At 72.3% G+C, this 24,977-nt stretch carries 25 protein-coding genes; 18 read left to right on the forward strand and 7 right to left on the reverse strand.

The genetic code is table 11. From position 1 onward, the window contains the following. Nucleotides 1–11: 11 nt before the first annotated feature. Both MWM08_RS18850 and MWM08_RS18855 read left to right on the forward strand, forming a co-directional pair. Nucleotides 12–1,448, forward strand: coding sequence for a leucyl aminopeptidase family protein (locus MWM08_RS18850; RefSeq protein ID WP_244408044.1), 1,437 nt, complete (start codon nt 12–14; stop codon nt 1,446–1,448). A 161-nt stretch (nt 1,449–1,609) separates the two neighbouring features. After that, the gene (locus MWM08_RS18855) at nt 1,610–2,059 is read left to right on the forward strand and encodes a DNA polymerase III subunit chi (protein ID WP_244408045.1); all 450 of its coding nucleotides are present in this window, start codon (nt 1,610–1,612) and stop codon (nt 2,057–2,059) included. Nucleotides 2,060–2,302: 243 nt separating this feature from the next. Here the strand turns inward: MWM08_RS18855 and MWM08_RS18860 are convergent, their stop codons facing one another. Next, a complete protein-coding gene (locus tag MWM08_RS18860; RefSeq protein ID WP_244408046.1) occupies nt 2,303–3,268 on the reverse strand; it encodes a Bug family tripartite tricarboxylate transporter substrate binding protein in 966 nt (321 codons plus the stop codon). Between the two features lie 161 nt (nt 3,269–3,429). Here MWM08_RS18860 and MWM08_RS18865 point away from each other — a divergent pair, with 161 nt between their 5' ends. After that, nucleotides 3,430–3,600 (forward strand): hypothetical protein, encoded by a 171-nt coding sequence (locus tag MWM08_RS18865; RefSeq protein WP_244408047.1) that lies wholly within the window; start codon nt 3,430–3,432, stop codon nt 3,598–3,600. Between the two features lie 84 nt (nt 3,601–3,684). On the opposite strand, the gene MWM08_RS18870 is transcribed toward MWM08_RS18865, so the two are convergent. Next, nucleotides 3,685–5,550 carry an ABC-F family ATP-binding cassette domain-containing protein gene (locus tag MWM08_RS18870; RefSeq protein WP_244408048.1) on the reverse strand — a complete coding sequence of 622 codons (1,866 nt, stop codon included), beginning with the start codon at nt 5,548–5,550 and terminating at the stop codon, nt 3,685–3,687. A 127-nt stretch (nt 5,551–5,677) separates the two neighbouring features. On the opposite strand from MWM08_RS18870, the gene MWM08_RS18875 reads away from it, so the two are divergent. Further along, on the forward strand, nt 5,678–6,181 hold the full coding sequence (locus MWM08_RS18875) for a YciE/YciF ferroxidase family protein (protein ID WP_244408049.1): 504 nt from the start codon (nt 5,678–5,680) through the stop codon (nt 6,179–6,181). 140 nt (nt 6,182–6,321) lie between these two features. After that, a complete protein-coding gene (gene ndk / locus MWM08_RS18880) occupies nt 6,322–6,744 on the forward strand; it encodes a nucleoside-diphosphate kinase (RefSeq protein WP_244408050.1) in 423 nt (140 codons plus the stop codon). A gap of 55 nt (nt 6,745–6,799) precedes the next feature. On the opposite strand, the gene MWM08_RS18885 is transcribed toward ndk, so the two are convergent. Beyond that, the gene (locus tag MWM08_RS18885; RefSeq protein ID WP_244408051.1) at nt 6,800–7,036 is read right to left on the reverse strand and encodes a phage baseplate assembly protein V; all 237 of its coding nucleotides are present in this window, start codon (nt 7,034–7,036) and stop codon (nt 6,800–6,802) included. Nucleotides 7,037–7,189: 153 nt separating this feature from the next. Here MWM08_RS18885 and MWM08_RS18890 point away from each other — a divergent pair, with 153 nt between their 5' ends. Then, nucleotides 7,190–7,981, forward strand: coding sequence for an EAL domain-containing protein (locus MWM08_RS18890; RefSeq protein ID WP_244408052.1), 792 nt, complete (start codon nt 7,190–7,192; stop codon nt 7,979–7,981). A gap of 220 nt (nt 7,982–8,201) precedes the next feature. Here MWM08_RS18890 and MWM08_RS18895 read toward each other — a convergent pair whose 3' ends face one another. The 3 genes from MWM08_RS18895 to purM form a co-directional block, all read right to left on the reverse strand. Further along, complete coding sequence (locus MWM08_RS18895; protein WP_244408053.1) at nt 8,202–8,357, reverse strand: aa3-type cytochrome c oxidase subunit IV; 156 nt, start codon at nt 8,355–8,357, stop codon at nt 8,202–8,204. A 29-nt stretch (nt 8,358–8,386) separates the two neighbouring features. Continuing rightward, nucleotides 8,387–9,064 carry a phosphoribosylglycinamide formyltransferase gene (gene purN, locus MWM08_RS18900; protein ID WP_244408054.1) on the reverse strand — a complete coding sequence of 226 codons (678 nt, stop codon included), beginning with the start codon at nt 9,062–9,064 and terminating at the stop codon, nt 8,387–8,389. 250 nt (nt 9,065–9,314) lie between these two features. Next, entirely contained in the window at nt 9,315–10,391 is a 1,077-nt protein-coding gene (purM, locus tag MWM08_RS18905; RefSeq protein ID WP_423816053.1) for a phosphoribosylformylglycinamidine cyclo-ligase, read from the reverse strand. A gap of 94 nt (nt 10,392–10,485) precedes the next feature. Here purM and MWM08_RS18910 point away from each other — a divergent pair, with 94 nt between their 5' ends. From MWM08_RS18910 to MWM08_RS18955, 10 genes are all read left to right on the forward strand, one after another. Then, nucleotides 10,486–11,208, forward strand: coding sequence for a hypothetical protein (locus MWM08_RS18910; RefSeq protein WP_244460066.1), 723 nt, complete (start codon nt 10,486–10,488; stop codon nt 11,206–11,208). Next, nucleotides 11,192–11,800: a CDP-alcohol phosphatidyltransferase family protein gene (locus tag MWM08_RS18915; RefSeq protein ID WP_244459991.1), complete on the forward strand. Its 609-nt coding sequence runs from the start codon at nt 11,192–11,194 to the stop codon at nt 11,798–11,800. The genes MWM08_RS18910 and MWM08_RS18915 overlap by 17 nt, the downstream gene beginning before the upstream one ends. Further along, nucleotides 11,797–12,963, forward strand: coding sequence for an AI-2E family transporter (locus MWM08_RS18920; RefSeq protein ID WP_244408056.1), 1,167 nt, complete (start codon nt 11,797–11,799; stop codon nt 12,961–12,963). The genes MWM08_RS18915 and MWM08_RS18920 overlap by 4 nt, the downstream gene beginning before the upstream one ends. Nucleotides 12,964–12,969: 6 nt before the next feature. Beyond that, the gene (locus MWM08_RS18925) at nt 12,970–13,701 is read left to right on the forward strand and encodes an HdaA/DnaA family protein (protein ID WP_244408057.1); all 732 of its coding nucleotides are present in this window, start codon (nt 12,970–12,972) and stop codon (nt 13,699–13,701) included. A 9-nt stretch (nt 13,702–13,710) separates the two neighbouring features. Further along, nucleotides 13,711–15,873: an RNA degradosome polyphosphate kinase gene (locus MWM08_RS18930; protein ID WP_244408058.1), complete on the forward strand. Its 2,163-nt coding sequence runs from the start codon at nt 13,711–13,713 to the stop codon at nt 15,871–15,873. 5 nt (nt 15,874–15,878) lie between these two features. Continuing rightward, nucleotides 15,879–17,396 carry a Ppx/GppA family phosphatase gene (locus MWM08_RS18935; protein ID WP_244408059.1) on the forward strand — a complete coding sequence of 506 codons (1,518 nt, stop codon included), beginning with the start codon at nt 15,879–15,881 and terminating at the stop codon, nt 17,394–17,396. Between the two features lie 303 nt (nt 17,397–17,699). After that, nucleotides 17,700–19,028, forward strand: coding sequence for a dihydroorotase (locus MWM08_RS18940; RefSeq protein ID WP_244408060.1), 1,329 nt, complete (start codon nt 17,700–17,702; stop codon nt 19,026–19,028). Further along, on the forward strand, nt 19,025–19,696 hold the full coding sequence (locus tag MWM08_RS18945; RefSeq protein ID WP_244408061.1) for a nitroreductase: 672 nt from the start codon (nt 19,025–19,027) through the stop codon (nt 19,694–19,696). Before MWM08_RS18940 ends, MWM08_RS18945 begins: the two co-directional genes overlap by 4 nt. Nucleotides 19,697–19,736: 40 nt before the next feature. Next, complete coding sequence (locus MWM08_RS18950) at nt 19,737–21,161, forward strand: class I adenylate-forming enzyme family protein (RefSeq protein WP_244408062.1); 1,425 nt, start codon at nt 19,737–19,739, stop codon at nt 21,159–21,161. Between the two features lie 16 nt (nt 21,162–21,177). Further along, a complete protein-coding gene (locus tag MWM08_RS18955) occupies nt 21,178–22,050 on the forward strand; it encodes a DMT family transporter (protein ID WP_244408063.1) in 873 nt (290 codons plus the stop codon). Between the two features lie 224 nt (nt 22,051–22,274). Here the strand turns inward: MWM08_RS18955 and MWM08_RS18960 are convergent, their stop codons facing one another. Continuing rightward, nucleotides 22,275–23,060, reverse strand: a complete 786-nt coding sequence (locus MWM08_RS18960) for an SDR family NAD(P)-dependent oxidoreductase (protein ID WP_244408064.1) — start codon at nt 23,058–23,060, stop codon at nt 22,275–22,277. Nucleotides 23,061–23,090: 30 nt separating this feature from the next. Between MWM08_RS18960 and MWM08_RS18965 the strand changes: the two genes are divergently transcribed. Further along, nucleotides 23,091–23,999, forward strand: a complete 909-nt coding sequence (locus tag MWM08_RS18965) for a YicC/YloC family endoribonuclease (protein ID WP_244408065.1) — start codon at nt 23,091–23,093, stop codon at nt 23,997–23,999. A 345-nt stretch (nt 24,000–24,344) separates the two neighbouring features. After that, nucleotides 24,345–24,977: a guanylate kinase gene (gene gmk, locus MWM08_RS18970; RefSeq protein ID WP_244408066.1), complete on the forward strand. Its 633-nt coding sequence runs from the start codon at nt 24,345–24,347 to the stop codon at nt 24,975–24,977.

Here is a 24,977-nt window from a genome sequence, read left to right on the forward strand (position 1 = left end):
AGCTCCGCCGCGTGATCGCGGTCCGCTTCCGTCGCGGGGCGCCGGGGCCGTTGGTGCCCTGCGTGCATGCGCTGGCAGCGGGCGCCGCGCCGCCGCGCGTGCTCGCCGCCGCTGCCGCCGCCGCGCGTTTCACCGGTGCGGCAGGGCATGTGCTCGACCAGCCCGGCCATCCGCGGCGTATCGTCGTGGGGTTGGGCCCGGCGCCGCAGGCCCTGGCCTTCGAGGCCGCCGGAGCCGCCGCCGCGCGTGCCGCCGGCGAGACGGAGGAGATCGCGCTCGCGGGCGACGATCACGATGCGGAGGCCATCGCGCATCTCGCGGCCGGGATCGCGCTCGGCGCCTGGCACTTCGACCGGCATCGCAGCCGCGACGTCCCGCGCGGCCCGCGGCGGCTCGTGGTGCACGCGCCCGACCCGGCGGCGGCGGAGGCCGCATTCGCGCGCCTCGCCCCCGGCGTGGCGGGCTGCCTGCTGGCCCGCGACCTGACCGCGGAACCCGCCAACCACCTGACCACGCGCCGCTTCGCCGAACGGCTGGAAGCCCTGGCCGAGGAGGGGATCGAAGTCGAGATCCACGGCCGCAAATGGCTGGCGCGCCACGGCTTCGGCGCCATCCTGGCGGTGGGCGGCGGCAGCGCCGACCCGCCGCGCCTGGCGGTGCTGCGCTGGCGCGGCACGCTGCCGCTGCCCCCGGTCGCCTTCGTGGGCAAGGGGATCGTGTTCGACACCGGCGGTATCTCCATCAAGCCCGCCGCCGGGATGGAGGCGATGCGCGCCGACATGGCCGGTGCCGCCGCCTGTGCGGGCGCGATGCTGGCGCTGGCGCGGCGGCGTTCGCCCGCATCCGCCGTGGCGGTGCTCGCGATCGCCGAGAACGCCACCGGTGCGGCGTCCTACCGCCCCGGCGATGTCATCCGCACCGCGTCCCGCCGCACGGTCGAGGTGATCGACACCGACGCCGAGGGCCGCCTGGTGCTGGCCGATGCGCTGCACCACGCGATCAGCGCGTTCCGCCCGCGCGCCGTGGTCGACCTCGCGACCCTGACCGGGTCGATCATCGCGGCGCTGGGCCACCACCGCGCAGGGCTGTTTGGCAGCGACGCCGCGCTGATGGCGGCGACCGCCGCGGCGGGGGAGGCGGTGGGCGAGACGCTCTGGCCCATGCCGATCGGGCCGACGCATCGCGAGGTGCTGCGGTCCGAGATCGCCGACCTGCGGCAATGCGCGCCGGCGGGATCCGGCGCCTGGGGCGGGCGCTTCCTGCCCGATGCCTGCCACGCCGCGGCCTTCCTGCGGGAATTCGTGGACACGACGCCCTGGGCGCACCTGGATATCGCGGGGGTGGACACGGCCGAGGACCCCCATGCGCTGGGGCCGGCCGGGCCGACCGGCTTCGGCGCGCGGCTGCTCGACCGGCTGGTGGCGATGCGCTTCGAGCAGGAGCCGTGACGCGCGCGCGGGAAGTCGGTGCATGCGTCGCGCGCCGCGGGCGGCAGGCTCGAGTACATGCCGGTCGCGAGGGTTCACATCATGCGCTCCAGCCTTCGGCTTTTTGCGAGCATCCTGGCCCGTTCAACCGAACCCGTGCGAGCGGGTGATGCTCTAGCGCCATGGCAGAGATCGGATTCTACCACCTGACCCGAACGGCGCTGGAACAGGCGCTGCCGCGGCTGCTTGGCCGCGTGCTGGCGGCGGGCGGGCGCGCCCATGTGCTGTGCGGCGATGCCGAGCGCGCCCGCGCGATCGACGCCGCGCTGTGGACCGCGACCGATCCCGACTGGCTGCCGCATGGCCTGGCCGGCGGCGAGCACGATGCGTTGCAGCCGATCCTGCTCGCCACCGAGGACGCGCCGCCCGCCAACGGCGCGCGCTTCCTGATGCTGGTCGCCGGGGCTGATAGCGGGCGCCTGGCGGAGTACGACCGCGTGCTCGACCTGTTCGACGGCAGCGACGAGGCGGCGGTGGCCGCGGCGCGCATGCGCTGGGCGGCGGCCAAGGCGGCGGGGCACGCGCTGACCTACTGGCAGCAGGGGCCGGGTGGGTGGGAGAAGAAGGCCTGAGCGAACACGTGGCGCGGACGGAGGGGGCTTTGCCCCCTCCGGACCTCCCCCACCAGGGGGCTACGGCCCCCTGGACCGCGGATTTTTGATCGGGGGAATTGGGGAGCGGCAACGTCGGCGACCGACGCCACGGGCGCGCCATGCCCCTCCCCGATTCCCCCGATCAAGTCGAGGGTTCCAAGGGCCTTAAGCCCTTGGCGGGTGGGGTTCGGGGAGGGCAGAGCCCTCCCCGTGCACCGCGCGCTACCCAGCCAGCCGGATGCCCGTCAGTTCCACCAGGGCGCGCCAACGGGACAGTTCCTCCCGCTGGAAGGCGGCGAAGGGCGCCGCGGGCATGGGCGCGGCGACGAAGCCCTGGCCGTTCAGTCGTTCGCGCATGGCCGGCTGGTTCACGATGCCGACCAGCGTGTCCGACAGGCGGGTGATGATGCCAGCGTCGGTGCGCGCCGGTGCCCACATGCCGAACCAGGCATCCACGGCCAGGTCGGTCGCGTTCAGTTCGGCGAAGGTCGGCACGTCGGGTGTTTCGGGCAGGCGCGCGGGGGCGCCGATCCCCAGCGCGCGCAGCCGGCCGTCGCGCACCAATGCGACCACCTGCGGCCAGGTCGACACGAAGAAATCCACCGTGCCCGCCACGGTGTCCGTGGTGGCCTGGGCGCCGCCACGATACGGCACGTGGGTAGCGTCCATGCGCTCGCGGCGCACGAAGGTCTCGGCAATGACGTGGCTGGCCGACCCTGCGCCGGAGGAGGCGTAGGTGACACGCCCGCCGTTCTTTCCCTTCGCCGCCAGTTCGGCCAGCGTCCGCGGCCCGTTGGCGGGCACCACCAGCGCGTGGTGCACGGCGGCCAGCCGCGCGATCGGGGCGAAATCCGCGATCGGATCGAAGGGCAGCGAGGGCAGCATCGCCGCATTCGCCGCATGCGTCTGGTTGTTGCCGAGCGACAGCGTGTAGCCGTCCGGGGCCGCCTGCGCGACCGCCTGGGTGCCGACCACAGCGGCGCCGCCGGGACGGTTGTCCACCACGAAGGTGCTGCCGGGAATCGCCTCGGCCAGCGCGGCGGCGAGGGTGCGCGCCAGCACGTCGGTCGATCCGCCGGGCGGATAGGCGAGCACGATTCGCACCGGCCGCGACGGCCAGGCCTGGGCGCGCGCGGCGGCGGGCAGCGCAAGGGCGGGTGTGGCGAGCAGCGTGCGGCGGCGGATCATGCGGTTTCCTCCTGGCCGCGCCCCGGCGGCGGCCTTGGCTGTCTGTTCGCCGATCCGGCCGCGCTGGTCCAGCGGGGTATTTTTCGCAGTCACACAACCTTTCGTTGTGATTCGCCTCGCGATACGATTAGCCTTTGCGGAGTGAAGGTCAGGAGGGCGTGATGGGAAGCATCGACCCGCCTCGGACGGCCGAGGCCGCCGCAGCGCAGGCGCAGGACCGCCTGCCCGCGGAGCCGCCCACCGGCCGTGCGCTCTGGCCGACCTTCATGCGCCGCACGCTGGACGAACACCTAGTCGGCGGCGGCCCGAACGAGGCGCCGCGCGGCGGCTGATTGTCGGCTTGCTGCTTTGCGCTGCGTGGCACGGTGCGAAGGCTGGCCAACCGCGCCGGTCGTCTCGCCGGCGGGAGCGCCCCCTCAGGCGGCATCGAGTCGCGCCGAGAGGTCGAGCCATTCCTCCTCGAGCAGCGCGACCTGGTGCGCGATCGCGGCGCGACGCGTGTTCGCCCAGGTGATGTCCTCGGGCTTGAAGCGGGCGTAGGTCTCGGGGTCAGAGAGGCGCTTGGCGATCAGCGCATCCTCGCGCGCGAATTTCTCGAGCGAGGCCTCGATCTCCTTCACGCGGGCGCGCAGCGGCGCGGTCGCGATGCGCGCATCGGCGCGGTCGCGCCGCGCGCCGGCCTTGGCGGCGCCGGCTTCGCCGCGCGCGCCGCCGCGTGCGCGGTCCGCCAGCAGCGCGCGGTAGTCGTCGAGGTCGCCATCGAAGGCGGTCACGGTGCCGTCCGCGACCAGCCACAGCCGGTCCGCCACCAGCTCGACCAGATGCGGGTCGTGGCTGATCAGCACGACCGCGCCGGGGAAGTCAGCCAGCGCCTTCACCAGCGCTTCGCGCGCATCGATGTCGAGGTGATTGGTCGGTTCGTCGAGAATCAGCAGCTGCGGCGCGTCGCGCGTGGTCAGCGAGAGCAGCAGCCGCGCCTTCTCCCCGCCCGACAGCGACGTGATCCGCGTCTCGGCGCGGTCGGCATCGAGGCCGAACCGCGCGAGCTGCGCGCGGCAGGCGGTCTCGGTCGCCTTGGGCAGCGCTGCCTGCATGTGGGTCAGCGGCGTGCCGGACAGGTCGAGTTCTTCCGTCTGGTGCTGCGCGAAGTACCCCACGCGCAGCGCGCGGGTGCGGAAATGCGTCCCGCCCTCTGGCTGCAGCCGCCCGGCAATGAGTTTCGCCAGCGTGGACTTGCCGTTGCCGTTCGACCCCAGCAGCGCGATGCGGTCATCCTGATCGAGGCGCAGGTTCAACCCGCGCAGGATCGGCGGGCCGCCGTAGCCGACCGCGCAGCCGGTCAAGGACAGGATCGGCGGGGCGAGTTCCTCGGGGGCGGGGAAGGCGAAGCGGACGGGGTGGTCCTCGACCAGGGCCTCGACCGCGGGCATGCGTTCCAGCGCCTTGAGGCGCGACTGCGCCTGGCGCGCCTTGCTGGCCTTGTAGCGGAAGCGGTCCACGAAGGACTGGATATGCGCGCGTTCGGCCGTGATGCGCGCATTGGCGGCGGCCTGCTGCGCCTGGCGTTCGGCGCGCCGGCGCACGAAATCGGCGAAGTTGCCCTGGTACAGCGTGATCTGCGCACGATCGAGATGCGCGATGGAATCGACGCAGCGTTCCAGCAGGCCGCGGTCGTGGCTGACCACGATGGCCGCGCCCGAAAAGCGCTGCAGCCAGGATTCCAGCCACATGGTGGCTTCGAGGTCGAGGTGGTTGGTCGGCTCGTCCAGCAGCAGCAGGTCGGGTTCCATGAACAGCGCGCGCGCGAGTGCCACGCGCATCCGCCACCCGCCCGAGAATTCGCGGGACGGACGCGCCTGCGCGGCGGCATCGAATCCGAGCCCCGAGAGGATGGCGCCCGCGCGTGCCGGCGCGCTGTCGGCGCGGATGGCGATCAGGCGATCGTGGATCTCGGCCAGGCGGGCGGGGTCGGGGTTCGCCTCCGCCTCGGCCAGCAAGGACGCGCGTTCGGTATCGGCCGCGAGCACGATGTCGAGCAGGCTGTCGTCGCCGCCCGGCGCTTCCTGCGCGACATGGCCCATGCGCGCGCGCTGCGCCAGGCGGATCTCCCCGCCATCGGGCTGCAGATCCCCGGTGATGGCCCGCAGCAGGGTGGACTTGCCCGCGCCGTTGCGCCCGACCAGACCTACCTTCCGGCCGGTGTCGATCTGCAGGTTGGCGCCGTCCAGCAACGCGCGCCCGGCGATGCGGATGGTCAGGTCGCGGAGGGCAAGGACGGTCATGGCAGCGGCCTTCTACCGGCTCGGCCACCGCTTGTCAGGCGCGCGTTGCGCGGGAGGTCAGCGCAACCCCGGGCCCAGCAGGGCGTTGAACGCCAGACGACACGTCACCCCCCCGGAGGATCGCCCCATGGCCCGCATGAAGACTCTTGACGACCTGTTCCTGCACACGCTCAAGGACATCTACTACGCCGAGCGCCAGATCCTGAAGGCGCTGCCGAAGATGGCCAAGGCGGCCGAGAGCGAGACGCTGCGTGCGGGTCTGATGGCGCATCGCGAGGAGACGCAGGGGCAAATCGAACGCCTGCAGCAGGTGTTCGAGGCGCTCGGCAAGCGCGCCCAGGGCGTGACCTGCGAGGCCATCAACGGCCTGATCGAGGAATGCGAGGAGCTGATCGACGACGCGCCGGAACCCGGCAGCGTGCGTGACGCAGGCCTGATCGCCTGCGGCCAGGCGGTTGAGCACTACGAGATGGCCCGCTACGGCGCGCTGATCGCCTGGGCGCGCGCGGCCGGCAAGTCGGACATCGTGGCGCTGCTGGACGCCAACCTGGCCGAGGAGAAGGCGGCCGACAGCACGCTGACCAAGGCGTCGCGCGAGATCAACGCGGCGGCCATGAAGCAGGCTGCCTGACGCGCCGGGGTGCGGGCCGGTCCCGCATCCCGACCGCGGCGGCCGCCGACCGGCGGCCGCGCCAGGGCGGCGGGGGTTGCGCGCGCCCGCCATCCCTTCTATCGGGCGGCCCGACTCCAGAACCCCCGAGGACAGCCGCCATGGCCATCGAACGCACCTTCTCCATCATTAAGCCTGACGCCACGCGGCGGAACCTCACGGGCGCCATCAACGCGATCTTCGAGAAGAACGGCCTGCGCATCATCGCCCAGAAGCGCATCTGGATGAGCCGCGCGCATGCCAAGAAGTTCTACGAGGTGCACGCCGCCCGCCCGTTCTACAACGACCTGGTGGACTTCATGGTGTCCGGCCCCGTGGTGGTGCAGGTGCTGGAAGGCGAGAACGCCGTGGCCAAGAACCGCGAGCTGATGGGTGCCACCAACCCCGCCCAGGCGGCCGAGGGCACCATCCGCAAGCTGTTCGCCGAGAGCATCGAGGCGAATTCCGTGCACGGGTCCGACAGCCCGGAAAACGCGGCGATCGAAATCGCCTACTTCTTCGCCGGCACCGAACTGGTGGACTGACCGGGCCGTCGCCCGACACCGAAAGTCGCCGCAGGGCGACTTTCGGTACAGGTGCTCAGTCCGCTAGGCCGAGCACCACCGGATAGGCCGGGTCGCCATTCTCGAAGGCGACCCAGACCGCGCCGCCGACGCTGCCACCCCCACCGCCGCCGCCCCCGAAGGCCCGGCAGACCGGCGCCCAGACGCTGCCGGACCCCGCCAGCGCGGGCAGTTGCACCTGGACGCGACCGCCGCCCGACGGGTCGCCGCCGCCGGTGATGGTGCCGCGCAGAATTCCGTTGATGATGGCCATCGCTGACTGCCTCCGGAGCGCGGGCCGCTTGCCCGCGATCTCACCACAGCACCCCTGGCATGGCGCCGCCATGATCCCGATCACGCCGCCGGCGCTGACGACCCGTTAACGCTGCCCGGTGCCTGATGCGGGGCCTGGAGACGGAGGAACGGCATGGACGGCACCCTGCCCGCGGCGACGACGCAGCGGTCGACCCTGCAGGACCTTGGGGAGGCGCTAGCCGAAGCGCTGGCGGCCGGCGGGGCTGGCCTGCGGCTTGACCTGCAGCCGATCTGCGCGGCCGCCACGCTGGACCCGGTCGGCTACGAGGGGCTGTTGCGCTGGGAACACCCGGAACTCGGCCCGATTTCGCCACGCGAGACGCTGGCCGCCGCCGATGCGGTGGGCCGCGGCGTGGCGCTCGATGCCTGGGTGCTGGTGCAGGGCTTCCGCATGCGCGCCGGCTGGCCGCGCTCCGGGCCGTATCTCGCGCTCAACGTTTCGGTCAGCGGCATCGTGAGCGGCCATGCCGCCCCCATGGTGAAGGCCGCGATCGAGGCGACCGGCGTCGACCCCCGCGGCCTGTCGCTCGAATTGCCCGAGGCCGCGGTGACGCGGGACCTGGTGGCGGCGCGGGGCGTGGCCGCATCGCTGCGCGATCTCGGTATCAGTATCGCGCTGGATGATTTCGGCGGCACGCATGGCTCCGCGCGGGTGCTGCGCGACATTCCCTTTGCCGCCGTGAAGCTCGACCCCGCGCTGACCGCGGGGGTCGAGCACCAGGATGCCGGTGCCGAGCGATCCCGCGCGCTGGTCGCCGCGGTGGTCGAGATGGCGCATGCGCTGGGCGCGGTCACGGTGGCCGAGGCGGTGGAGACCGCTGGCCAGATGCGCGCGCTGCGGGATGCGCGCTGTGATGCGCTGCAGGGCTGGCTGCTGGGCCGCCCGGGCGCCTTCCAGCCCTGACGATCGGCGCGAGCGGCTTGGAACCATCGGCCGGTCATCGCGCCGCGGCGTGACCGTGGCCAGCGCCCCGATCGCCGTCGGGTTTCAGGAGAACTGGTGAAGCGTCGGCCCGGGCCGTGGTCCGGCTCCCGATTCCCGGCCGCAAATGCAGCCACGCGAGTGGCCGTGCGGTCCGATCCCGGCCGTCGAATGTCGCAGCAAAGCGCCGTTCAGGGTGCGGTCAGCCCCAGAGCAGGTAGACCAGCACCAGGATCGCCACCACAACGCCGGTGCCCCAGGTCATGAAGGTGGTGAAGCCGGCCCATTCGCGCTGGCGCTCCGCCAGGATGTCGGCGGGCTTCACTTCGACGAAGTCATAGGTCTGCTGTTCGGCCACGGACTGATCCCCAACACCGCAATGTCACGTCAGCCTTTAGAAAGCCCCGGCGCTGCGGGCAAGGGGTTCGCGAGGCAACCCTGTGCGCCCACCACGCCGTCGACCCGCGCCACGCCGCCCGCCACCGCGACGCGCCCCGCCGCCAGCCAGGCCAGCGCCGCCGGGTACAGGCGGTGTTCTTCCGCCAGGACGCGCGCGGCCAGGGTGGCTTCGTCGTCCCCCGGCAGCACCGGCACGGCGGCCTGGGCCAGGATCGGGCCTTCATCCACGCCGGCGCTGACCAGGTGCACCGTGCAGCCGTGCAACCTCACGCCGGCGGCCAGCGCGCGGGCATGGGTGTCGAGCCCCGGAAAGGCCGGCAGCAAGGACGGGTGGATGTTGATCATCCGCCCGTCCCACCGCGCCACGAAGCCTTCGGTCAGCACGCGCATGAAGCCGGCGAGCGCGAGGATGCCGATGTCGTGGCGGTCGAGCACGGCCTGCATCGCTGCCTCGAACCCCGCGCGGTCGCGGCCGAAGGCGCGGCTTTCGACCACGGCGGTCGGCACGCCCCGGGCGGCGGCGGTGGCGAGCCCGGCCGCATCCGCGCGGTTCGACAGCACCAGAGCGATCTCGGCCGGGTAGGCGGGAGCCGCGGCGGCGGCCAGCAGCGCGGCCATGTTCGACCCGCGGCCGGAGATCAGCGCAGCGACGCGGGTGCGGGTCATGCGTGTCGCCGCGGAGCGGCGCGGAGGAAAAGCCGCGGAGCGGCGCGGAGGAAAAATCGCGGAGCGGCGCGGAGGAAGGCGCACGCGGGGGAGCGGGTGGGTCGCCGGGCGACGCGGAGAAGGCGTCGCGACGCCACGCGAACGGGCCGTCGCCACGCGGCGCGGACCAGGCGCGGATCGGCGGCGCGTAACCGCTGCGGCAACGCTGTTTGCATGCGCTGCCGCACGCCAGCGCCGGCAGCGCGCCGTATCATGCCGGCCAGCCGGCCCGCAGCCCGTCGATGCGCACCGCGGCGGCGCCGTCGCCGGCCTCGATCACCCCGATCCGCCGCACCGCCTCGCCCTGGGCTTCCAGCAGCTTCGTCGCGCCCTCGGCATCCTGCGCCGCAACAACCACGCACATGCCGATCCCGCAGTTGAAGACGCGCAGCATTTCCTCGGCCGCGACCTGGCCCGTGCGCGCGAGCCAGGCGAAGACCGGCGGCGGCGTCCAGGCGGTGGCGTCCAGGACGGCCAGCGTGCCTTCGGGCAGCACGCGCGGCAGGTTGCCCGGCAGGCCGCCGCCGGTGATGTGCGCGGCGGCTTTGACCAGCCCGGCGCGATGCAGGGCCAGCAGCGGCTTCACGTAGATGCGCGTGGGTTCCAGCAGCGCCTGGCCCAGCGTGCGCCCGGCCGCGAAAGGTGCGGGGGAACCAAGCCCCGCATTGCCGCGCTCCAGGATACGCCGCACCAGCGAGAAGCCGTTCGAATGCACGCCGGACGCCATCAGCCCCAGCACCACGTCGCCCGGCCCGACATCGGGCTTCGGCAGCAGCGCGCCGCGCTCCGCCGCCCCCACCGAGAAGCCGGCCAGGTCGTAGTCGCCCTTCGCGTACATGCCCGGCATCTCGGCGGTCTCGCCGCCTACCAGGGCACAGCCGGCGATCCGGCAGCCCTCGGCGATGCCGGCCACCACCTGCTTGGCGGACGCGACGTCCAGCGCGCCGGTCGCGAAGTAGTCGAGGAAGAACAGCGGCTCCGCGCCCTGCACCACCAGGTCGTTCACGCACATCGCCACCAGGTCGATGCCGACCGTGGCGTGCAGCCCGGCATCGATGGCGACGCGCAGCTTGGTGCCCACGCCATCCGTGCTGCTGACCAGCACCGGGTCGGTGAAGCCGGCCGCCTTCAGGTCGAACAGCGCGCCGAAGCCGCCGAGGCCCCCCATGGTGCCCGGCCGGTCGGTGGATTTCGCCAGCGGCTTGATGGCATCGACCAGCGCGTCGCCGGCCTCGATGTCGACGCCCGCGGCACGGTAGGTCAGCGGGGCGGACGGGGAACTGGTCAGGGCGGCCTCCGATCGGGTATTGGCTTGCCGGATGCGGCGCCACGGCGCTGCGCGGCGGCCCCCGGCCGCCCATCGATGAGGAATGGGGAAGCTCATGGCGGTCAGGTCCCGCTTCACGCGGGCGCGCGGAAAGAACCATGCGGCGGCAATCCTCGCAACCGTCATGCTGGCGCTGGCCGCCCCTGCCGCCCCGCGCGCGCAGGAGGCCGCGGCCGTGGCCTATACCCAGCGCGGCGTGCCCGCCGAGGCCACCGCCGAGAACGGCGTGATCGCCCGCGAACGCGCCTTCACCGCCGGGCGCCGCGCCGCCTGGGATCGGATCGCCACCGCCGCCGGCGTGACGCGGTCGCTGTCGGACCAGCAGATCGAATCGATGGTGAACTCGATCATCATCGAGGAGGAACGCACCTCCCCCACCCGCTACACCGGGCGGATCACGGTCAACTTCAACCCGGGGCGCGTGCGCGCCATCACCGGCAGCGCCGCGACGGCCGAGGGCACCACGCCGGCCGTGCCCGGCGCCCCCGGCGACCCGCCGCCGCGCCCTGTCGCCTCTACGCCCGCCGCCGCGACGGTCGAGGCGGTGGCCCAGTACGGTTCGCTGAACGAATGGCTCGAGATCCGCCGCCGCCTGGTCGCGAATACGGCGCGGATGGAGGTGGTCGCGATCTCGACCGACCGGGCGCGGCTGCGCCTTGGGCTGCGCGCCCCCCCGGCGGTGGCGGCCGAGGAACTGGCCCGCCAGGGCCTGGCGATGGTCCCCGGGTCCGGGGCGCCGGGCGATGCCTGGCGCGTGGGCCTTGCAGGACGGTCCTGACCGCAACCCCGTCCCTTCGGGGCAGGACCCGGCGGGGAATGGCGCCGGGCTGTTCACCGTGCCCAACCTCATCACGCTCGCACGGCTGTGCGCGGTGCCGGCGGCGGTCTGGCTGATGTTGCGCCACCGGCTTGACCTCGCGTTCCTGGTTTTCGTGGGGGCCGGCGTCTCGGATGCGGTGGATGGCTGGCTGGCGCGGGTTTGGAACCAGCGCTCCGCCCTCGGCGCGCTGCTCGACCCGATCGCGGACAAGGCGCTGCTGGTGTCGGTCTATGTCACGCTGGCGGCGATCGGCGTGCTGCCGGATTGGCTCGCGATCCTCGTGGTGTTCCGCGACGTGCTCATCGTGGGCGGGGTGGTGGCGCTGTGGATGCTGGGGGTGCGGGCGCGCATCCGCCCGCTGATGGTCAGCAAGGCGAATACCGCCGCGCAGATCGCGCTCGCGGCGCTGGCGCTGCTGCTGGCGGGGTTCGGGCTGGCCGCGCCGCTGCTGCTCGATGCGATGATCCTGGTGGTGGCGCTGACCACGCTCGGCTCCGGCGCGGCCTATGTAATCCAGGCCGCACGCTTGACCGCGGGCGGCGGCGCGTGAACGACACCCCGCCACGGCTGCCGGCCCCGCCGCCGCGACCGGGCGCGGCGCCGGCCTCGCGCTTCCCGCCGCCAGCCGCGCCGCGCACCGCCACCAAGGCGCAGCGCACCGGGCTGCTGGTCGGGCTGGGGGCGGCGCTGCTGTTCTGCCTGTGGCTGTTCCAGGGCATCCTGACGCCCTTCGTGCTGGCCGCGGTGATCGCGTATTTCCTCGACCCGCTGGCGACGCGGCTGACGCGCATCGGGATCCGCCGGTCGCTCGGCGCGTTTTCGCTGATCTTCCTGCTGATGGCGGTCGGGCTGGCCGCGATGCTGCTGCTCTATCCGCTCATTCTCGCGCAGATCGGCATCCTGGTGCAGCGGCTGCCGACCTATGTGGCGGGCCTGGGCACGCTGCTGCGCGACGGGCTGCTGCGGCTGGAGGAAGCGCTCGGGCCCGACATGATGGACCAGCGCCTGCGCGACATGGCGGTGAACCAGGCGGGGTCGATGCTGTCCTGGATCGTGACCGCGGCCACGCGGCTGATCGGCGGCGGCTTCGCGCTGTTCCAGGTGTTCACGCTGGTGGTGGTGGTGCCGGTGGTGGCCTTCTACCTCCTGCGCGACTGGCCGGTGATGCTAGGGCGCGTGGAATCCTGGCTGCCGCGCAAGAATGCCGCCGTGATGCGGCAATTGGCGCGGGACACCGACCGCGTGCTTTCGGCCTGGCTGCGCGGGCAGTTGCTGTGCTGCGCCGCGCTCGGCGTGTTCTATGCCGTGGCGCTGCAGCTGGTGGGGCTGGAACTGGGCCTGACGATCGGGCTGATGGCGGGCATCCTGACCTTCATCCCCTATGTCGGGTCGCTGACCGGCTTCGCCTCGGCCGTGCTGCTGGCGATGGGCCAGTTCGGCACCTGGAACGAGGTGATGATGGTGGTCGCGATCTTCATCGTCGGCCAGACCATCGAGGGCTACGTGATCTACCCCTACCTGCTCGGCGACCGGGTGGAGTTGCACGCGGTGTGGGTGATCTTCGCGCTGTTCGCCGGCGGCGTGGCCTTCGGCTTCCTGGGTGTGCTGCTGGCGGTGCCGATGGCGGCCGCGCTGGGTGTGGTGGCGCGCTACTGGCTGCGGCGGTATCTCGAGAGCCCGCTCTATCTCGACCCGCCGCGGACGGGGATGTAGCGCGCCATGGCCCTGCCGCCCGCGCGGCAATTCGCACTGCCGCTGCCGCTCGATGCCTCGACCGACCGCGCCGATTTTCTCGAGGATGCGTCGAATGCGGCGGCGGTCGCCTGGCTCGACCGCGTGGGCGAATGGCCGTCGGGGCGGCTCGCGCTGTTCGGGCCGCAGGGCGTGGGCAAGACGCATCTGGGCCGCGCCTTCGCCGCGGTGCGTCGCTGGCGCGTGATCGAAGGCCCGCTGCTGCGGGACCTGCCCGCACCCGCCCCCGGCGGCACCGTGCTGGACGATGCCGATGCCGTGCCCGACCCCACGGCCCTGCTGCACCTGGTGAACCTGTGCGCCGAGCGCCACGAGGGGCTGCTGCTGCTGGCGCGCGAGGCGCCGTCGCGTTGGCCCGTTGCGCTGGCCGACCTGTCGAGCCGCCTGCGCGCCACCACCGCCGTCGCCATCGCCACCCCCGGGGACGGGCTGCTGGCGGCGCTGCTGGCCAAGCTGTTCGCCGACCGGCAGCTGCGCGTGGCCCCCGACATCCAGGCCTGGCTGCTGGCCCGCCTGCCGCGGGAAGCCGCGGCGCTGGCCGAGGCGGTGGCGCGGCTCGACCGCGCCGCCATGCAGGCCCGCGCGCCGGTCACCCGCCCCCTGGCCCGCGCCGCGCTGGCCGGCTGGGAGGGTTTCGGCGATGACGCTTCCGAGGCAGCCCTCGACCTGCCCTCCCCGCCCGCCGCCGCGCTGCTGTAGGGTTTGCCCATGAACCATGTCGCCGCCATCGCCCCCGACGCCGCCGAGGCGCTGCTCGGCAGCCCCGCGCGCTACATCAACCGGGAGCTGTCCTGGCTCGCCTTCAACCAGCGCGTGCTGGAGGAAGCGGCGAACCCGCGCCATCCGCTGCTGGAACGGCTGCGCTTCGTGGCAATCTCGGCCTCCAACCTCGACGAGTTCTATTCGGTGCGCGTGGCCGGCCTGGTTGGGCAGGAGCGCGCCGGAATCGGCAAGCTCAGCCACGATGGCAAGACACCGGCGCAGCAGCTGGCGGCCATCCACGACCAGGCACAGGCGCTGATCCGCGCGCAGCAGGATGCCTGGCAGGAGTTGCGGGCGCTGCTGCGCGGCGCGGGTGTCGCGGTGTGCGAACCGGCGGAGCTCGATGCCGCCGACCGCGACTGGCTCGAGGCCTATTTCATGGACCGGGTGTTTCCGGTGCTCACACCGCTTGCGGTCGACCCCGCGCATCCCTTCCCGTTCATCTCGAACCTGTCGCTGTGCATGGTGCTGAAGCTGGTGCGCGAGGAAGACGGCGGAACCATGCGCGCGCTGCTGCCGCTGTCGCCGCAAGTGCAGCGCTTCATCCGATTGCCGGTGCGCGAGGACGGCGCGATCCGCTTCGTGCAGCTCGAAGACCTGATCCTGCTGTTCCTCGACCGGCTGTTCCCGGGCTTCATCCCCGCCGAGACCGGCCTGTTCCGCCTGATCCGCGACACCGACGTGGAATTCGAGGAAGAGGCCGAGGATCTCGTGCGGTCCTACGAGACCGCGCTGAAGCGCCGCCGTCGCGGCCGCCCGATCCGGCTGTCCGTCACCGCGGCAACGCCGGCCGACATGCTGGAATTCGTGGCCGAGGAACTGCAGGCGCCGCGCAGCGAGGTGTTCATCGTGGACGGGCTGCTCGGCCTGTCGGACCTGACGCAGCTGATCGCCGAGGACCGGCCGGACCTGCTGTTCACGCCCTACACGCCGCGCTTCCCCGAACGCATCCTGGATTTCGGCGGCGACTGCTTCGCGGCGATCCGGGCGAAGGACATCGTCGTCCACCACCCCTACGAATCCTTCGATGTGGTGGTGCAGTTCCTGCGTCAGGCGGCGCGCGACCCGAACGTGGTCGCGATCAAGCAGACGCTGTACCGCACCACACGCGACAGCCCGATCGCCAAGGCGCTGATCGAGGCCGCCGAGGCCGGCAAGTCGGTCACCGGCATCGTCGAGCTGAAGGCGCGATTCGACGAGGAACGCAACATCGCCCTGGCGCGCGAATTGGAGGCCGCCGGCGTGCAGGTGGTCTATGGCTTCGTCGAGCTGAAGACCCACGCGAAGGTGTCGCTGGTGGTGCGGCGCGAGGGCGCGCAGCTCCGGTCCTACGCGCATTTCGGCACGGGCAACTACCACCCGGTCACGGCGCGCATCTACACCGACCTGTCCTACTTCACGGCCGACCCGGCGCTGACGCGCGATGCCGCGCGGCTGTTCAACTTCATGACCGGCTATGCGCGGCCCGAAACGATGGACAAGCTGGCGTTCTCGCCGCTCACGATCCGCCCCACGCTTCTGGGGCTGATCGAGCAGGAGATTGCCTTCGCGAAGGAAGGCAAGCCGGCGGCGATCTGGATCAAGATGAACTCGCTGGTCGACGAGACGCTGATCGATGCGCTGTATGCGGCATCGCGCGCCGGCGTGCGCGTGGATGCCGTGGTGCGCGGCATCTGCTGCCTGCGCCCCGGCGTGCCCGGCCTGTCCGAGAACATCCGCGTGAAATCCATCGTCGGACGTTTTCTGGAACACTCGCGTATCTGCGTCTTCGGCAATGGGCATCGCCTGCCGTCGCGGCGTGCGCGGGTGTTCATCAGTTCCGCGGACTGGATGGCGCGCAACATGGACTGGCGCGTCGAGACCATGGTGCCGGTCGAGAACCCGACCGTGCACGCCCAGGTGGTCGACCAGATCATGGTGGTGAACCTGAAGGATACGATGCAGTCATGGCAGCTCGGCGCGGATGGCGGCTGGACGCGGCTGCAGCCCGGTGAGAAGGGTGTCTCGGCGCACGAATACTTCATGACCAACCCCTCGCTCTCGGGCCGCGGCAGCGCGCTCAAGGGCACGCCGCGGCGCCAGCGGCAGGACCGCGTGGTGCAGGACTGACCAGCATGGACACCGCCATGACCGACATGCCCGCGGCCGGCGCGCCGCTGCGCGCGGCGCGATCGGCGGTCGTCGACCTCGGGTCGAATTCGGTCCGCCTCGTCGTCTTCGAAGGGCATGGGCGCAATCCGCTCGCGATCTTCAACGAAAAGGCTGTGCTGGGCCTGGGCCGCGGCCTGGTGACCACGGGCCGGCTGAACGAGGACGCGGTCGAGCAGGCGCTCACCGTCATGGTCCGCTACCACACCGTGGCGCGCGCCATGGGCGCCGACCCGGTCGAGGTGCTGGCCACGGCCGCGGTGCGCGACGCTGCGAATGGCGCGGCCTTCATCGCCGCGCTGCGCGACCGCCTGCCCGACCTGGTGATCCGCGTGCTGACCGGCGACGAGGAAGGCCGCCTGTCGGCCGACGGCGTGCTGTTGGGCTTCCCCGGCGCCGATGGCGTGCTGGGGGATATCGGCGGCGGGTCGCTCGAACTGGTGGAACTGGCGCATGGGCGCGCGGGGCGCGTGGCCAGCCTGCCGCTCGGCGCCATCCGCCTGGCGGAGCGTGCGGGCGGCGAGGTGCAGCGCGGCCGCGCTCTGGCCGACGAGGAATTCGCCCGCGTGCCCTGGCTGCCCGAGGCCAATGGCCGCGACCTTTACCTGGTGGGTGGCGCCTGGCGCGCGCTGGCGCGCATGCACATCGCGCAGACCGCCTATCCGCTGTCGATCGTGCATCACTACGCGCTGATGCGCGAGGAAGCGCGCGACTTGGCCGGCGTGGTCATGGCCGCCACGCGCCGCACCCTGGAACGCATGCCCGGCGCGCCATCCAAGCGCCTGTCGGACCTGCCTTGGGCGGCGGTGGTGTTGCGCCGCCTGTTGCGCGCTTCGGGAGCACGCCGCGTGGTGTTCAGCGCGAACGGGCTGCGCGAAGGGTGGTATGCGCGACGCCTGCCAAGCGAAACCCGCCAGGCCGATCCGCTGCTGGCGGCGGCACAGGACCTCGCGACCCGCTTCGGACGCGACCCGCGCCTGCCCGGTGCGCTGGCCCGCTGGACCAGCGGCCTGTTCGAAACCGAATCCCCCACCGACGCTGCGCTGCGCATCGCCGCCTGCTGGGCGAGCGACATCGGCAGCCACGACCATCCGGACTACCGTGCCGAACATTCCTACTTCCGCGTCTTGCGCCAGCCGGGCGTGGGGTTGGATCACCACGCGCGCGCCTTCCTCGCCCTGGCGGTCGCGCTGCGCTACGAGGCCGCGCCGGAAGCCACCTATATCCAGGCCGCGCGCGTGCTGCTCGACCTGCCGGCGGTGCGCCGCGCCGAAACCCTCGGCGCTGCACTGCGCCTGGCCTACACCCTGTCCGGCGGCACGCCCGAATTGCTGGCGGGCACCGAAATCGAACGCCGCGGCGGACGACTGGTGCTGCGCCTGGTCGAAGGCACCGGCGTGTTCGCCGGCGAAAGCGTGCTGCGCCGCGTGGAAGCCCTTGCCGCGGTGCTGGGGCTGGAGGCGGCCGTGGAAGTCGCAGGGTAGAGGCGCGCGGCGGAGGAGGCTTTGCCCCCTCCGGACCTCCCCCACCAGGGGGCTGCGGCCCCCTGGACCGCGGGCTTTTCATCAGGATTTCGGCGGGGGGGCATCGTCAGTGCCACCGACACGAAGCGCGCGCCCTGCCCGCCCCTATTCCCCCGATCAACTCGAGGGTTCCAAGGGCCTTAAGCCCTTGGTGGGTGGGGGTCCGGGGGAGGGCAAAGTCCTCGCCCGCCGCGCCCTTCGCCACCGCCTTCCCCACCGTGCCTTCAGGTGCGACATAGGGGCATCGCGAACAGAGGGCTTGGCATGGAACGCTATGATTTGATTCTGAAGGGCGGCCATGTCGTCACGCCCTGGGGTGTCGAGGCGGCAGACGTCGCGGTGCGCGACGGGCGCATCGCCACGCTTGGCAACCTCCGCTCGGCCGAGGCGGCGGAGACGATCGACTGCGCCGGCCTGCACGTGCTGCCCGGGCTGATCGACCCGCATGTGCATCTGCGTGATCCGGGCGACGCGTCGGTCGAATCGATCGAGACCGGGACGAAGGCGGCGGTCCTGGGCGGCCTCGCGGCCGTCTTCGACATGCCGAATACGGCCAAGTCGGTCGTGAGCCGCGATATCCTGGACGAGAAGCGCGCCTTCCTCGAAGGCCGCGCCTATTGCGATGTCGGCCTGTATGTCGGTGCGTCGAAGAAGAACATCGGCGACCTGGCCGACCTCGAACTGCAGCCCAATGTCTGCGCGGTGAAGGTGTTTGCGGGTTCGTCGACCGGCGACCTGCTGGTTGAGGACGATGCCAGCCTTGAGGCCGTGATGCGATCGGGCCGCCGGCGCATCTGCTACCATTCGGAGGACGAATACCGGCTGCAGGAACGCAAGCCGATGTTCACGCCCGGCATGCCGCATCGCAACCACATGGTCTGGCGCGATGTCGAGACCGCCATGCTCGGCACCAAACGGCTGATGGCGCTGGCGCGCAAGACCGGCCGCGCCGCGCACATCCTGCATGTCTCGACCGCCGAGGAACTCGCCTACCTGCGCGACTATCGCGATGTCTGCACGGTCGAGGTGCTGCTCAACCACCTGACGCAGACCGACGAGGCCTATGACCGGCTCGGCGGCTATGCGGTGATGAATCCGCCGATCCGCGACCAGCGGCACCTCGATGCCGCCTGGGCGGCGGTGAACGACGGCACGGTGGACTGCATCGGGTCCGACCATGCGCCGCATTCGCGCGAGGCGAAGGAAAGGCCCTGGCCGAACACCGCCGCGGGGCTGACAGGCATCCAGACGCTGGTGCCGCTGATGCTGGATCACGTGACGTCGGGCCGACTGTCGATCTCGCGCCTGGTCGACCTGATGTGCGCGGGCCCGGCGCGCGTCTATGGCGCGCTGAACAAGGGGCGGCTTGCCGCCGGCTACGATGCGGACTTCACGCTGGTGGACCTCAAGCGGCAGCGCATGATCCGCAACGACTGGCTGGCCTCGCCCTGCGGCTGGACGCCTTTCGACGGCACTGTCTGCACGGGATGGCCTGTCGCGACCATCATCCGCGGCCGCGCCGTGATGCGCGAGGACGAGGTGCTCGGCGCGCCGATCGGCCGCCCCGTGTCCTTCGCCGAGACGCATCGGTGACAGCCGCGGAGGCGATCACCTCCCGCCGGTCGATCCGCGCCTTCCTGCCCACGCCGGTGCCGCGTGCCGATGTCGAACTCATCCTCGACATCGCCGCGCGCGCGCCGTCCGGCACCAACATGCAGCCCTGGCGCGGCTATGCGCTGGCGGGTGCCAGGCTGCGCGCGCTGACCGATGGGCTGGTGGCGGAAGCCGGTGCAAAGGTGGACGCGGAGTATCGCTACTACCCCGAGGCCTTCTTCGAGCCATACCTCTCGCGCCGCCGCAAGGTGGGCTGGGACCTATACGGGCTGCTCGGCATCGCGAAGGGCGATACCGATCGGATGAAGGCGCAGCACGCGCGCAACTTCACCTTCTTCGGCGCACCAGTCGGGATGATCTTCACCATCGACCGGCGGCTCGAGATCGGCTCCTGGCTCGACTACGGGATGTTCCTCGGGAACGTCATGACGGTGGCGCGCGGCATGGGTCTCGACACCTGCCCGCAAGCGGCCTTCGCGCCGCATCACGCGACCATTCGAGCGATGCTGGACATCCCGGAGCATGAGGTGGTGGTCTGCGGCATGGCGCTCGGCCACGCCGACCCGTCGGCGCCGGAGAACACGCTGGTGACGGAGCGCGCGACGGCGGCGGAGTTCTGCGCCTTCCTGGGCTGGGACGACCGGTAGTGCCGGCCGCGCCATGAGACCGTGGCGCATCCCCGACGCCGTGCGGGAGTTGGGCCGCGCCGATCCCGCCGCCATTGCCATCATCGATGCCGGGCGCGAGGTGCCCTGCAGCGAGTTCGACCAGATGGCGCGACGCATGGCGGCGTGGCTCGAACGGCAGGGCCTGCGGCCGGGTGATCGCGTCGGCATCACCATCCGCGGCAACATCGACCACCTGGCGACGACGCTCGCGCTGATGCGCCTGGGCTGCGACCAGATCGGCCTGGCGAGCCACGACACGCCGGCGATGCGCGCCGATCTCGCGCAACGCGTCGGCGCCGTGGCCGTGATCGGCGACCAGGCCGAGGACGCGGTCGGGTCCCTCGGCCTGCTCATCCCGGACCATGCAGCGATCGCTGCCGATCCGGCGCTCGACGACAGTCACATCCCGACCCCGGGCCCGGACGGCACGACGGTGCTGATCCCGAGTTCGGGCACTACCGGACGGCCGAAGATCATCCCGATGACCGAGCGGCTGCTGACGCTGCGCGGCCTGGCGCGCCCGCAGGCGACGGCGCGACGGTGTTCGGCCATCACCGCGGAATTCGCCCAGTCGCGCTGGTCGGTGCTGACGGCGATCGCGGCGGGTTCCTGCTGGGCCTTCCACGCCCCGGCGAAGGGCCCGCCGCTGGTCGACCTGGTCCGCCGCCACGGCATCGAGATCGTGGTCCTGGCCCCGAGCCGCGCCGAGGCACTGCTGCAGGAGGTGCCGCGCATGGGCGGCTGGCCGGCGGGCGTTGCGTTGAACCTGACCGGCACGGCGGTGCCGGGCGCGCTGCGGGCGCGCATCCAGGCGGAACTCACGCGGAACCTGCATGTGCTGTACGGCGCGACCGAATGCGGCGTCGTCGCCATCGCACTGCCCGAGGACCACGCGCGCCATCCGGACGGCGTGGGACGCGCCTGGAGTGCCTCGGCGATCATCGTGGACGAGGCCGGTCGCCGCCTGCCGCCGGGGACGCCCGGCGTCCTGCGCATCCTCTCGGCGGGGCGGGCGGATGGCTATCTCGACGACCCGGCCGCGACGGCCGCCGCCTTTCTGCCCGGCGGCTGGTACCACACGGGCGACATCGCGACGCTCACGCCCGATGGGCACGTGCTCTTCGGCGGCCGCGGCGACGACATGATGATCCTGGGGACGATCAACATCTTCCCCACCGAGATCGAGGGCGCCGCGCTGGGCTTTCCCGGCCTCGCGGACTGCGCGGCGTTCGCCCTGCCCTCCGCCGCGCATGGCGACCTGCCGGTGCTCGCGGTGGTCGAGGCTGCGCCGGGGCGGCTCGACACCGCGGCGCTGCTCGCGCATTGCCGCGCGCGGCTTGGGTTGCGTGCGCCCCGAAAGATCGTGCTGGTGCCGGCGGTGCCGCGCAACGGCGTGGGCAAGGTGCTGCGCCACGAACTCGCCGCGCTTGCGGGCCGCGCATGAGCGGGCGCCACGCCGCATGACGCCGCTGACCGGTGCCGCGCTCTGGACGCGGCTGATCGTCATCAGCGCGCTGTGGGGCGCGGCCTATCCGCTGATCCGCTACCTCGCGGCGCAGATGCCGCCCTTCGCGGTGGCGGGCGTGCGCGGCGCGCTGGCGGCGGTGGCGGTCTTCGCCTTCCTGTGGTTCCGGCGCGAACTGGGCGGCATCTCGCGCAGCGTGGTCATCACGTCGCTGGTGCTGGGCGTGCTGAGCGGCGTGGTGCCGAACACGCTGCTGCCGATGGCGCTGCAGCGGATGGAGGCGGCGCCGGCGTCGCTCGTGCAGGCGGCGGGGCCGCTGATCCTGACGTTGATGGCGGGCTGGCTGCTGAAGAACGAGACGCCGACGCCGCGCATGATGGGCGGCATCGCGCTCGGCTTCTGCGGCATCATGCTGGTGGTGGGAGCGGGCGGGTTCGAAGGCGGCAGCGTGACCGGATCGCTGCTGATCCTGGTCGCGACGTTTTCCTACGCGCTCAGCACCATCTGGGTGCGGCGGGCCGATCGCGGGCCGGCGGCGGCCCTGGCGCTGGGACAGCAGCTGGTCTCGGGCGCGCTGTCGGGCAGCCTCGCCTTGGCGGTGGACGGGCCTGGGGCGCTGGCGCAGCCGACGGATGTATGGGTGGTGGCGGTGATCCTCGCGATCTTCGCGACTGCGGTGCCGCTGACGCTGTTCCTGGGGCTGGCCACGCGCGCGCGCGCGGCGGACTCATCCATGGTCGGCTACATCCAGCCGGTGTTCTCCACCGCCATCGCCGCGGTCTGGTTGGGCGAGGTGCCGTCCTGGCAGGTGATCGCCGGCGGGGCGGTGGTGCTGGCCTCGGTCTGGCTGGTTACCAGCCGGCGATAGGTCGCGATTCGCCTGTGCCCATCTCGGTCCAGCCAGCGCCCTGCGCGCACGTACATCCGCCGACGGACCGCTTCCCGGTTCAACGTCAGCGGATACTGGCCCAGACGCCATTGCCGGCAGCGTGCGGCGCCTGACGGTGTGAAGCCTCCGGCCCCGGCGCGCGCGAGGGCGGGAGACGCGGCAGGATCAGCCGTGCCGCGGCATGATTCGGCACCGCGCGCGCATCACGGTTCCGCCTGCCCCTTCGCAGGCATGCGTGCGAAGAACCACGACGTCACCGCCGGCGGCAACGCGCCCGCCAGCCGCGCCATCGCATAGGTCGGCCAGGGATAGGCGATGCGCACGCGCCCCCGCGCTATGCCGTCCAGCGTGCGCCGCGCCGCTTCCTCGGCATCCATCAGGAAAGGCATGGGGAAGGCGTTGCGCGCCGTCATGGGCGTGCGGACATAGCCCGGGCAGACCGCATGCAGGCGGATGCCGCGCGCGCGCTCGCTGGCGTCCAGTGCCTCCGCCCAGCGCTGCACCGCCGCCTTGGTGGCGCAATAGGCCGGCGCGCCGGGCGCGGCCACGAAGGCCGCGAGCGAGGCGATCACCGCCACGCGCCCGCGCACGCCATCCGCGCCTGGCGCCTGCGCGGCCATGGCCTCGATGGCCGGGAGGGCGGTGTTCAGCACGCCGGTGACGTTGGTGTCGAAGATCGCGCGCGACTGCGCGGGCGGTTCCGTGAGCCCGCCCGTGCCGGCCGAGATGCCGGCATTGGCGATGACCAGGTCGAGCCGCCCTGCCCGGCCGATCCAGCGCGCCATCGCATCGGCATCGGTCACGTCGAGAACCACGGGGCGGACATCGGCGCCCTTTGCGCGGCAGGCGGCCACGGTGGCGTCCAGCCGAACGGCATCGCGTCCGGACAGGTGCAGCACCGCGCCCGGCCTGGCGCACGCCTCGGCCAATGCGCGGCCCAGGCCCGAGGACGCGCCCGTCACCAGCACATGCGTCCAGGCGGCTTGCATCGCGACCCTTCCGGGGGGAGAAGCGGCGCCATGGCCACGCACCCCCTCTCCTCCATGACCGGCTTCGCCCGCGAGGGCGGCAGCCTGGCCGATGGATCCTCCTTCGTCTGGGAACTGCGCAGCGTCAACGGGCGCGGGCTGGATGTGCGGCTGCGCCTGCCCAACGGCTACGACGCGATCGAGACCCCGTTGAAGGAAGCGGCCGCGCGGCTGCTCAAGCGCGGCAACGTGAACGCGACGTTGACAGTCAAGCGCGAGGACCGCGCGGCCGGCGCGCGCCTCACGCCCGACCCGGCTGCGCTCGAGCAGGCTTTGCGCATCGCGCTCGACCTCGCCGCGCGCATCCCCGGCTGTCCGCCGCCGCGTGCCGAGGCGCTGCTGACGCTGCCAGGCGTGCTGCGTGCCGAGACCGCCGAACCCGACGAGGTGGAGGAGGAGGCCAAGCGCGCCACCGTTGCCGCCGCCTTCGCGCGCGCGCTGGACGGGCTTGTCGCGTCGCGCCGCGCCGAGGGCGCGAAGCTGGCCGAGATCCTGGGCGTGCTGCTGGATGAGGTGGCGGCGCTGCGCGACCTGGCCGCGACCGAGGCGGCCGGCCAGCCCGCGCTGCATGCCGCGCGCCTGCGCGAGAGCCTGGCCGCGCTGCTGGAGGGCGAGCGCCGCGTGCCGGAAGACCGCCTGGCGCAGGAGGTGGCGCTGCTCGCCACGAAATCCGACGTTCGGGAGGAACTCGACCGCTTGTCCGCGCATATCGCCGAGGCGCGGCGCCTACTGGCTTCGGGCGAGGCGATCGGTCGCAAGCTCGACTTCCTCACGCAGGAATTCGTGCGCGAGGCGAATACGCTGTGCAGCAAGTCGGCCAGCACGGCGCTGACGCGCATCGGGCTCGAGCTCAAGGCCGCCATCGAACGGCTGAAGGAGCAATCGGCGAATGTGGAGTGAGCGGGCCGGCGCCGCGGTTCATGCCCCGGGTGGCTCGCGGCGACTGTTCGCCGTCGCAAGCCACCGAAGGCGTAGCCTTGCAGGGCGCGCGGCGGCCCCGCCAACCCCGTGCGCCATACGGGGCGGCGCGGGACGCAAGCCGGATCAGTCCTCCGAGCGGCGGAGCGGCAGGGTCGGGTCGCGGTCGACCAGGATGGCGGCCGTGAGGTGCAGCCCCACCAGGGTGGCCAGGGCGAGGAAGAAGGCGGCGGATTCCATGTCGGAGGCTCCTGTTGTTTATTCCCCCCTAACCCTTTGGAATAGATGGGTTGGTGCAACGCAACACGCAAGCCCCGGCGGTGTCGCATGAGCGTGGAAATCGCGCGGCGCGGCATGTGCCTGGTGCTCGCGGCCGCGCCGGGGGCAGGCAAGACCTCGGTCTCGCGGGCGCTGCTGGCGACCGAACCCGACCTCTCGCTGTCGGTCAGCGCCACCACCCGCGCACCGCGCCCGAACGAGCAGGAGGGCGTGCACTACTTCTTCAGGACGCCCGAGGCCTTCGACGCCATGGTTGCGGCGGATGAACTGCTGGAGCACGCGCGCTTCCTCGGCCGCGCCTACGGCACGCCGCGCGCGCCGGTGGAAGCCGCGCTGGCCGCCGGGCGCGACGTGCTGTTCGACATCGAATGGCAGGGCCATCGCCAGGTGAAGGCGATCCTGCCGGAGGACGTGGTGGGCATCTTCCTGCTGCCGCCATCCCTGCCCGACCTCGAGGCGCGCTTGCGCGGCCGCGGCCAGGACAGCGAGGTCGAGATCGCGCGCCGCATGGCCGCAGCGCGCGAGGAGATCACGCATTGGGATGAATTCGACCACGTGGTGGTGAACCGCGACTTCGACGCCACGGTCGCGCAGGTGCGCGCCATCCTGCATGCGGCGCGCAGCGAACGCCGGCGCCAGCCGGGCATGGCCGGCTTCATCACGCGCCTGCTGGCGGGGTAG

It is taken from the genome of Roseomonas fluvialis (genome assembly GCF_022846615.1).
Lineage (GTDB): Bacteria > Pseudomonadota > Alphaproteobacteria > Acetobacterales > Acetobacteraceae > Neoroseomonas > Neoroseomonas fluvialis.